Origin of the sequence: Microvirga roseola, from assembly GCF_020866965.1 — a bacterium.
Lineage (GTDB): Bacteria > Pseudomonadota > Alphaproteobacteria > Rhizobiales > Beijerinckiaceae > Microvirga > Microvirga roseola.
On the sequence record NZ_JAJATX010000047.1, the window covers coordinates 24039 to 33257 of the forward strand.

Annotated in this window: 3 protein-coding genes and 2 pseudogenes; all 5 read left to right on the forward strand. The window is 58.4% G+C overall.

Features of this window, described 5'->3' with window-relative positions:
- The first annotated feature begins 155 nt into the window (after positions 1–155).
- The 5 genes and pseudogenes from LG661_RS19360 to LG661_RS19380 all read left to right on the forward strand — a co-directional run bounded on the left by LG661_RS19360 (position 156) and on the right by LG661_RS19380 (position 8792).
- Positions 156–4226, forward strand: coding sequence for a PAS domain-containing protein (locus LG661_RS19360; protein ID WP_268995490.1), 4071 nt, complete (start codon positions 156–158; stop codon positions 4224–4226).
- A gap of 176 nt (positions 4227–4402) precedes the next feature.
- A pseudogene (locus LG661_RS19365) lies at positions 4403–5450 on the forward strand (bifunctional transcriptional activator/DNA repair enzyme AdaA).
- Between the two features lie 37 nt (positions 5451–5487).
- Positions 5488–6257: pseudogene (locus LG661_RS19370) on the forward strand (isocitrate lyase/PEP mutase family protein); the annotation flags it as partial.
- Between the two features lie 968 nt (positions 6258–7225).
- The gene (locus LG661_RS19375; protein ID WP_230533565.1) at positions 7226–7477 is read left to right on the forward strand and encodes a hypothetical protein; all 252 of its coding nucleotides are present in this window, start codon (positions 7226–7228) and stop codon (positions 7475–7477) included.
- Positions 7478–8054: 577 nt separating this feature from the next.
- Entirely contained in the window at positions 8055–8792 is a 738-nt protein-coding gene (locus LG661_RS19380) for a LuxR C-terminal-related transcriptional regulator (RefSeq protein WP_230533566.1), read from the forward strand.
- Positions 8793–9219: the final 427 nt, after the last annotated feature.

The following is a 9219-nucleotide window of genomic DNA, read 5'->3' on the forward strand; positions in this document are numbered from 1 at the left end:
CTGCCGATTTTTAGGGGAGGGACACGTGTGCGAGCGGGGCTGGAGGTTGCGTTACTGTACTTCCTCGGTCCGGTATCCCCTATTCAGCCTTCGGTAAGTGCAGCAAGATATACTCGTCCGGAAGCAGTCATAACAATATTTCTTTTGGGCTCGGTATGTCATCGTGCGCTTTCGAATCTCACTCTCCTCGGTGGAAGGAGGATGATCGCCTTGCGGCACTCCGGAAGCTGGAGATACTCGACACACCCTCAGAGGCGGCCTTCGACGAGATTGCCACAGTCGCCGCCCGGGTGTGCAATGCGCCAATGGCTATTATTAATTTCATTGACGAGGGGCGGCAGTGGTTTAAATCCGAGCTCGGACTTGGCGTTCGTGAGACGCCGGTAGACGTTTCCATCTGCGCGTATGCGATACTGAAACCCGGTCTGTTCGTCGTGCCTGACATGACGAGAGACCCGCGCTTTTCGACCAATCCCCTCGTCACAGGCGAGCCACATCTTCGCTTCTATGCAGGCGCACCCCTTGAAACGGACGAAGGGCTGCCGCTTGGCACACTGTGTGTCCTAGACCACACGCCTCGTCCAGAAGGGGTGACACGTGAGCAGGGAGAGATATTGCTCGTACTCGCCCGTGCAGTGATGAGCCAGATCAAGCTCCGACAGGCAAACAGGGTCACTGCGGAGAACGAGCGCCGCTATCGTGCCCTTGTCGAGGCCAGTGCCACCATCGTCTGGCGGGCACTGCCAAATGGGTCAATCATCGAAGGCTCCCCGGAATGGGAGGATATAACGGGCCAGAACCCTGGTGCTTTCAAGGATTTCGGCTGGCTAAGTGCGATTCATCCCGATGACTGCGAGCGTGTCGTCTCGCATTGGCATGATGTACTAGCCTCTTGCTGCCCCGGAACGAATGAGTTCCGGGTCCGCCATGTCAGCGGCGATTATCGGTGGTTTGCCACGAGGGCGGTGCCGATCCTGAACCCAGAAGGCACTGTCCGGGAATGGGTTGGCACCATCACTGATATTCACGAGCAGAAGTTAACCTCTGAGCGATTACATGAAAGTGAGGAGCGCTACCGCGCCCTGGTCGACGCCAGCGCTGCAGTGGTCTGGCGGGCAAGTCCGGACGGAGCTATCGTCGAAGGCTCGGGTTGGGAGACGTTCTGTGGACAGAACCCCGAGAGCTTCAAGGGCCTCGGCTGGCTGGACAATGTCCATCCTGAAGACCGTGAGAGCGTCATGTCGAAATGGCGGGCGACGCTTGCATCTCAACAGCCTGGCACCGCCGAGTATCGCATCCGCCGGCTCGATGGTGAGTATCGCTGGTCTCTAACCAGGGCTGTCCCGCTCCTAAAGAGCGACGGAACAGTTCAAGAGTGGATCGGGGCCATCACGGACATTCATGAGCAGAAGGCGGCCTCTGAGTGCCTCCAGCAGCGTGAGGAACAACATCGTGCGCTACTTGAAGCGAGTTCAGTTGTTCTGTGGCTTGCAACGCCTGACGGAATGATCACCGAAACTCGGGGATGGCAGGAGATTACCGGTCAGGACGACAGCGAAACCGCTGGTCTGGGCAGTGTTGATACCATCCATCCAGACGACCAGGCGCGGATTACACAGGCATGGAAATCCGCAGTATTGCTAGGATTGCCATATGAGAACGAGTGCCGCGTACGACAGAAGAATGGCACCTACCGCTGGATGCTGACTAGAGCCGTTCCGCTTCGGAACCCAGATGGCTCGGTCAGGCAATGGGTTGGCGGGCTATCTGATGTCCACAACCGCAAACAGGCGGAGGAAATGCTTCGCGCCAGTGAGGAGTGGCTGCGCCTTGCTCTCAAGGCAGGTCGGATGGCCGTGCTGGAGCTGGACCTACGTACGAACGTCATTTCTCGTCGTCAGAATACAATCGACCTTCTCGGGATTGAGTCCAGCAGCCTTTCGGATTTCATGATGCGGGCGCACCCGGACGACCAGCACAAGCGGGAGCAGTTCTTCAGCGATCTTGAGGCTCAGGGCGCGAGTAGCCTCGAATTCCGCTATACATTACCGGATGGGCAGACCCGCTGGTTCAAGCTGCGCGCCGAGAGAACTGGTTCTGACCATGTGGTTGGGCTCATCTTCGATGTCACCGAGGCCAAGAATGCGGAGGATGCCCTCGCTAATAATGCGGCCCTTCTTCGTGCGACCCTCGAAAACATGGATCAAGGTCTCATTATGGCAGATACTGCCGATCGGGTGACGGTATTCAACCGACGCGCCTTGGACCTTCTTGACCTGCCTTTCGAGTTGATGGCGGACAATCCTCTAGTTCAGGAGGTGAAGGCATTCCAGGAAAACATGGGAGATATTGCGCCGGAAGACGATGATGGTCTCAAGGTAGCGCAAACCAGCAACTTCCTGTCTGACCCAATCGCCTATGAGCGAACTCGGTCCAATGGCACTGTGCTGGAGGTTCGGACAGTGGCATTACCGGGAGGTGGCGCGGTTCGAACCTACACCGACATCACGGCTCGGCGTCGCGCCGAAAGTGAGCTCCGCGCCAGCGAGGAGCGACTGCGGCTTGCCTTGCAGGCTGGGCGGATGGTGGCTTGGGAGCAGGACCTTACAACCAATTACATCACCCGATCCCAAAACTCCCTCGACCTGCTCGGGATCGGATCAGGGCCACTCTCAGAGTTTCTGGAGAAGGTTCATCCTGAATACAAGTCTCTGCGGGACCAGTTTCTTGCGCAGATCAAAGGCGAGGGGATTGGAACGATCGAGTTCCGCTACCAACTGCCGTCTGGAAAGACCATGTGGTTAGCCTCCCGAGGAGAGAAGGCCGGGCCAAACCGTGTTGTGGGGGTATCCTATGACATTTCAGAGCGCAAGGCGGCTGACCAGGAACTCTGGCGGCTTGCAAACTACGATCCGCTTACGAGTTTGCCAAACCGTAGCTTGTTCCAGCGATGCCTGGAAGATGCTCTTTCAGAGGCAAAACAGAAGGGAAGACGTGTCAGCCTGCTGTTGATCGACCTCGATGACTTCAAGGATGTGAATGACTCGTTCGGTCACGATGCGGGCGATGCCCTGCTCCGGGAGGTCGCGGTTCGACTCTCCAGAGCAGTGCGTGAGGGCGACACGGTCGCCAGACTTGGAGGTGACGAGTTCGCCCTCCTGTTTATAGGAGATGCGCAACTGCACCACGCCGTCAGCCGTGCCGAGGGCATCACAAGAAAGCTGGGCCAGCCCTTCTCGTATGCAGGCCTAAACTTACTCAGCCGGGCCAGCATTGGCGTGGCGTCCTATCCGGATCATCATGCCGAGCCTGCCGAGTTGATGAAGGATGCTGACATTGCGCTTTACCGCGCAAAGGCGGATGGACGGAATCGCGTTGTGGCGTATTCGCCCAGTATGCGGTTTGCGACCGAGCAGCGAGTTGCACTCAGGCGAGAACTGCGCGAGGCGATTTCACTGCAGCAGGTCGTGCCCTATTACCAGCCGAAGGTCTCCCTAACGACGGGAGCCATCGTTGGGCTTGAGGCGCTGGCGCGCTGGCACCACCCGACGAGAGGTCTCTTGACAGCTAGCAGCTTTGGAGAGGCCTTTGATGACCCGGAACTTGCAGCCCTTCTCGGCAAGCGCTTGATAGGCAAAGTCGCCGCTGACGTACATCGGTGGCACAGAGGCGGTCTGCACTTCGGCAGGGTGGCAATCAACCTCTCCCATGCCGAGTTTATCCAGTCCGGGTTGGCTGACGATGTCCTTCGCGTTCTCGATCTCGCGAAGGTTCCACCAAAGCATTTCGAGATTGAGATCACCGAGAGGGTGCTCCTGAACTTGCGTACAGATGCAGTCGCATCTGTTCTGGAGAAGTTCCGCATCCGTGGTGTTCATATCGCGCTTGATGATTTTGGAACCGGCTATGCTTCACTGGCGCACCTCAAGCAGTTTCCGGTCGATCATCTCAAGATAGATCGGAGTTTCGTGAGGGACATAGAGCAGGACCCGGATGATGAGGCCATCGTTGCGGCGGTGGTAAGCCTCGGACGTAGCTTGAACCTTGAGGTCACGGCGGAGGGAGTGGAGACGATCGGCCAGGCGCAGCGACTACGGGAGATGGGCTGCGGAAACGGGCAAGGCTATCTCTACGCTAGGCCCCTGGCGGGCCCGGACGTTCCGGATTTCTTGTTGGGCTGGGCTGCTCGTCTCATTCCGGAGCGCAATCTGCGCACCGTGGAGTGATATAAAACCCCAGGTTACGGCTCGCAATACTACGAAACGGAATTTAGCGGCTTTCGGTAGCAAAAGCCACCAGACTTGATCCTGCCCGTCAGGTACTCGAGGCCGGAGTTGATCGCCCAACAATCAACGCCTCGTTTCCGGCGACACGGCCCCGGTGACTGGGCTAAAAGAAATACATGCTCCTATCTTATGATGACGACACTCTCTTTGCCGCCCTGATCAACCGCGATCCCGCCTACGACGGCTTTGTCTATGTGGGTGTGAAAACGACAGGTGTGTTCTGCCGCCTGACCTGCCCTGCTCGCAAACCGAAACGCACGAATGTCGTGTTCTTCGCTTGCCGGAATGCAGCCCAAGACGCGGGCTTCCTGCAGGCCGCTCGATTTAAAGCGCCCCACCAGCGGTGCTCTTGAAACCTTCAGGGAGAAGGTCTGCGCCGAGCCCGAGAAGCGCTGGAGCGGCGGAGACCTGAAGGCTACCGGCTATGACCCTTCCACGGTCCGCCGTGCCTTCCAACGCGAATACGGTGTCACCTTCGCCCGGTATGCCAGGTCCCGCCGACTGGGCCTCGCTGCCAACACCTTGCAGCAGGGAGGTTTGGTCATGGATGCACAGCTCGATGCCGGGTACGAATCCGGCAGCGGCTTCCGGGAGGCGATCACCAAGCTGGTCGGGGAAGCGCCCGCCCGAACGACCTTGTGGCAGATCCTGACCGCCCAGTGGCTCGACACGCCCATTGGGGCCATGCTGGCCATCGTGGACGAGGTGGGCGTGCATCTGCTGGAGTTTGCCGACCGCAAGGCGCTGGCCGGGGAGATCACCCGCCTGCGGCAGAGCGTCGGGCCGATCTGCTTCGGATCCAACACGATGCTGGAGACCCTCGCCCGCGAGGTCGAGCAATACTTCTCCGGGCAGTTGCTGTCCTTCGATGTGCCCATCAGGCAGCGCGGCAGCGTCTTTGAGGCGGGTGTCTGGAAGGCCCTGCGGCAGATCCCGCTAGGGGAGACCCGCAGCTATGGCGAGATCGCCCGCGCCATCGGCCGCCCGGAGGCAGCTCGCGCGGTGGCGCGGGCTAACGGCGCCAACCAAGTTGCCATCATCGTACCCTGCCACCGCGTGATCGGCGCCGACGGATCACTGACGGGCTACGGCGGGAAGATCTGGCGCAAGCAATGGTTGCTTGAGCACGAGCGCCGGACCGCATTCACCCTTTCCAAGCAGTGAGGAAGACATGTCAAACCAGTCCATCTAGGCCCAGACCTTCCGGTCGCTCCATGTTCCCGGGCACCCACTCGTCCTGTTCGACGTTTGGGACGCAGGCAGCGCCAAGGCCCTAGCGGCCGGGGGTGCTCGGGCGCTCGCCACAGGGAGTTGGTCGGTCGCGGCCGCGCACGGCTTTACGGATGGTGAGCGGATGTCCCTAGACCTGTGTCTCGCCAACCTGCAACGGATTGTCGGGGTAGCCGATCTTCTCGTGACGATCGACCTGGAAAGCGGCTACGGAACCGATCCCACGGCGGTCGGGGAGACGGTTGCCCGTGAATTGCAGACTGGAGCCGTCGGCTGCAACGTCGAGGACAGTTTCCCGGAGAACGGATCACTCCGCGAGGCTTACGACCAAGCTGCCCAGCTCAAAGCGCGAGAGCCGCAGCGGATGCACTCGAAGTCCTGGCCTTCCTGAACGCCCACACGGATGTCTTCTTCCAAGGCGGACCGGACCAACACGACGAGAGCATGGTTGAGGCGGCCCTCGAGCGTGGTCGGATCTATGCGGAGGCGGGTGCTGACGGTCTATTCGTCCCGGGCTTGGTCGAGGAGAGGCTTGTTGCCTGCTTGGTGGAAGGCTCACCGCTCCCCGTCAATATCATGGCAGGCGAAAGTACGCCGCCTGCCGCAAGACTTGCGGAGCTGGGCGTGTCCCGGATCAGCCACGGGCCGGGTCCATATCTTCTCGCCATGCGCGCTCTGGAGAGTGCTGCGAAAGCAGCCCATGAGGAGTCCAAAACCTTTCTAGGTCAATCACTTGCCTAGCATCTGGTGGTCTTTGCGCCTAATGCCGGGAATTAGTGACCGTGGGACAGGGCTGGCGACGTCCTCTTCGACCGCATTCGGACCATAGGCATGGCTCCGGTACCTGACAGCAATGGTAGGGTAATTGCGGATGCGGAGTGCACCCTGCCGCGCCGGTTCAACGCCTGTGATTGGCATTGCTTCCAGGTGCTTAACGAGCGCCCCGATGTTCGCCACTTCGGCAGCCGCCCGGTTACAGAGAAATTGCGGGGGAGAGAGTCAACCGCTGCAATCAGTCAATTGTCTCAACCGGACGACAGCTGCGCAGGGGCATCGGGAGCGGTATACCGCTTTCCAGTGTCCATGCTCTGGTCAAAACCTCCGCAAAGAGGGCTCCATAACGCTGTTTCGCCAATAATGGGCGTCGTGCTTATGCGCCACCCGTACGAAGATAAGATCAGCCAGGATTTGGGCTGCACTCCGAACGTCCAGTGCTCTAGTCGCGAGGTTTCCGGTAGCTTTGCCGGAACAGCAGCCCTGCACCAGGTCCGCCGCGCAGCCAGAGCGCAGCAGTGCTCGGAGCGTGTGCGCTGCACTCCGACTGGTCCTAAGGTGATACACCTCCAGTAAAGAAGCCTTGCAATCCAAGCTGTTAGGACAGGGATTTTAGCGATTGACTTGATAAGGGCAAGCTCAGGCTGAGCTTAATGGTGACTGCTCTGGTGTGCCGAGTGTGCCAAGATTGTGCCAGCGTAAATTAAGGCTCCCACCGAGGGGCAGGCTGAACAAAGATTCCGGGGTGGGCTCAGAGATTTTTGGGGCGTTTGGCGGGATAGGTCATCAGTTACCACTTAAGTGACAGACCGAAGCCCGTCCTTCCCTATGGAGCAGGGTATCTCAAAGTCATTCGTTAACCATCCTGGACCGATGATGCGCCTGTTGTTTCATCGCCGCGCACATTGTCGAGGCGTGGCATGTAGGAGGGCGACATGAAGTTTGTTGCAGCAGGATTGACCGCCTCCGTCGCGTTCCTAGTATCGCACCTCCTCCTGGTTTCTATCGAGGACTCTGTTCTCAATCTGATGGGCTGGGCTGATCTTGATCCACCCTCGGACTTGAGATGGTGGCGAGCCAGTCTAGGATTAGCTACGGCGGCTTGCGCCTTCTATCTCACGATTGAGTGGCGTAACAACGCCGCCTTGAAGGTGCGCAAAACGTTGGCAGCACGGGCAAGAGCATAGTCGTGCCTGAGAAGTCGGATAACGCAGCCTCCTTGTAACTGGAGTTTCTCCGGCGGTACTGAGCTATTAACGCCCCAGATTGGCTCACAAGCCCAGCCATCCCTATCCCGCTCATTCTAAGGAGTATCCTGATAGCCCCCTATGAGCCGGGGTAAAGCCAACGGCGCGAGCAGCAGCACATTTTGGATAGGGGAAGGGACTGACGGTCGCTTGAAGTCATCAGTCGCCATGTGACCCCAGAGGAGCCGAACCGCAGCCACTGTGTCTAGAGCGGCAAAGCGAGAGGTCAGTGCGGCAAAGTAAGGTTCAAAACACCCAGACGGGCGTTGAGGGGAGAAGGCTCTCGCGCTATAACTAGTTTTTCAAGGCCCCTATTCCGCCTGTGTAAGATCGTAGGTCCTCCACGCCCGCAGAAATCCAATTTCCTAAGATTAATTGCCTTTGTGATCGCCCATTAGGGGTAGAGTCTATCCTTTGGAGTTAGGCTGCTTGGTCTAGGACTTGATCAATTCCTGATCCTGGCCCTCTTTGTAGGAAGATACTGAAACTTTGGTGATCTTCCTTGGAGGGCAGGTCAATGTCTCAAGTAGTAGCACAGTTGGCTAAGGGCGACCATGCAGCGGCCTGCCTTCAGCCGACAGCAAGGACCGTCCTGTTCTGCAAAAACTCTCTGGTCAGCATCGGCCTCAAACATATCCTGGCAGATACAACCTTTGTCGTATCCGGAGTTGCATCCGATCCTCCTTCGCTCCAGCACTGCTGCTCAGTTGCGGCGCCTGATCTCTTCATTGTGGATGGTAGCGACGCCTCTAGCGCGTTGGAGACTATCAGTTATCTGAAAGCCGAGTTTCCTCAGGCACGGGTGGCTGTAATCGGGGAGGGACTTGACTTGGCCTTTGTGCGCCTCGGATGCGAAGCCGGGGCCGACGGCTTCTGCCTATCAACCAGCGGCCGTGAAGTTCTGATCGGATCCCTTGAATTGATCCTGCTTGGGGAGGCGGTCGTGCCTTCTGCTTTGGTTCCCGCAATGTTCAAAGGCGTCTCGCGGCGCATCCACTCAGAGCCTCAGCTCGGGTTAGACAGGTCTGATCCCCGGATCGGAAGGCTCTCAAGCCGCGAGACGGAGATTCTCGGTTGCCTCACGGAAGGTGCGTCCAACAAAGTCATAGCTCGCAAGCTTGATGTTGCCGAGGCGACTGTAAAAGTCCATGTCAAGGCGATCCTGAGAAAGATCGGTGCGGCCAATCGCACCCAAGCCGCAATGTGGGCGACTGGAAACCTGCCAACAGGAGTTGCTGCCTCTCATCCCCATTGAAGCTAGTTTTGTTTATAATTAGCCTTTGTCCTCTCCCGCCGTTCATATCGTCCCTTGCCCTGTGCCTCACCCGAGGTCTTGTATGGGCGTGGACGCTCCCTCGGACATCGAGGATGCCACTGCTGACTGGGGCTCTCCCACATCGGGTATGGACCATAGTGAATGGTGGCGCTCTTGAATCGGACGGGCGGCTGCCCACAGCCGTCCGCCAAGGGTTCAAAATGCCACTTGAAACAGATCCACTGTGGTGGGCAAACCAGAAGCCTCTCTTCAGACCTCGGTTCTTGAAAGCGATGGCCCTTCACTTTTGTCTAGCGGCGGGCACAGCAGAATACGGAGGTGTGGTCATGATGAACCCATCCGAATGCTTTAACTTGAGTTGTCTAGGCTCAGGACTCGTTGATTGAGGTAGAAGGCCACTGAAGCA

What these genes read in the sequence shown, in the direction of transcription:
- LG661_RS19360 (WP_268995490.1), top strand. Translation starts at nt 156, where the DNA reads ATGTCATCGTGCGCTTTCGAATCTCACTCTCCTCGGTGGAAGGAGGAT.
- LG661_RS19375 (WP_230533565.1), top strand. Translation starts at nt 7,226, where the DNA reads ATGAAGTTTGTTGCAGCAGGATTGACCGCCTCCGTCGCGTTCCTAGTA.
- LG661_RS19380 (WP_230533566.1), top strand. Translation starts at nt 8,055, where the DNA reads ATGTCTCAAGTAGTAGCACAGTTGGCTAAGGGCGACCATGCAGCGGCC.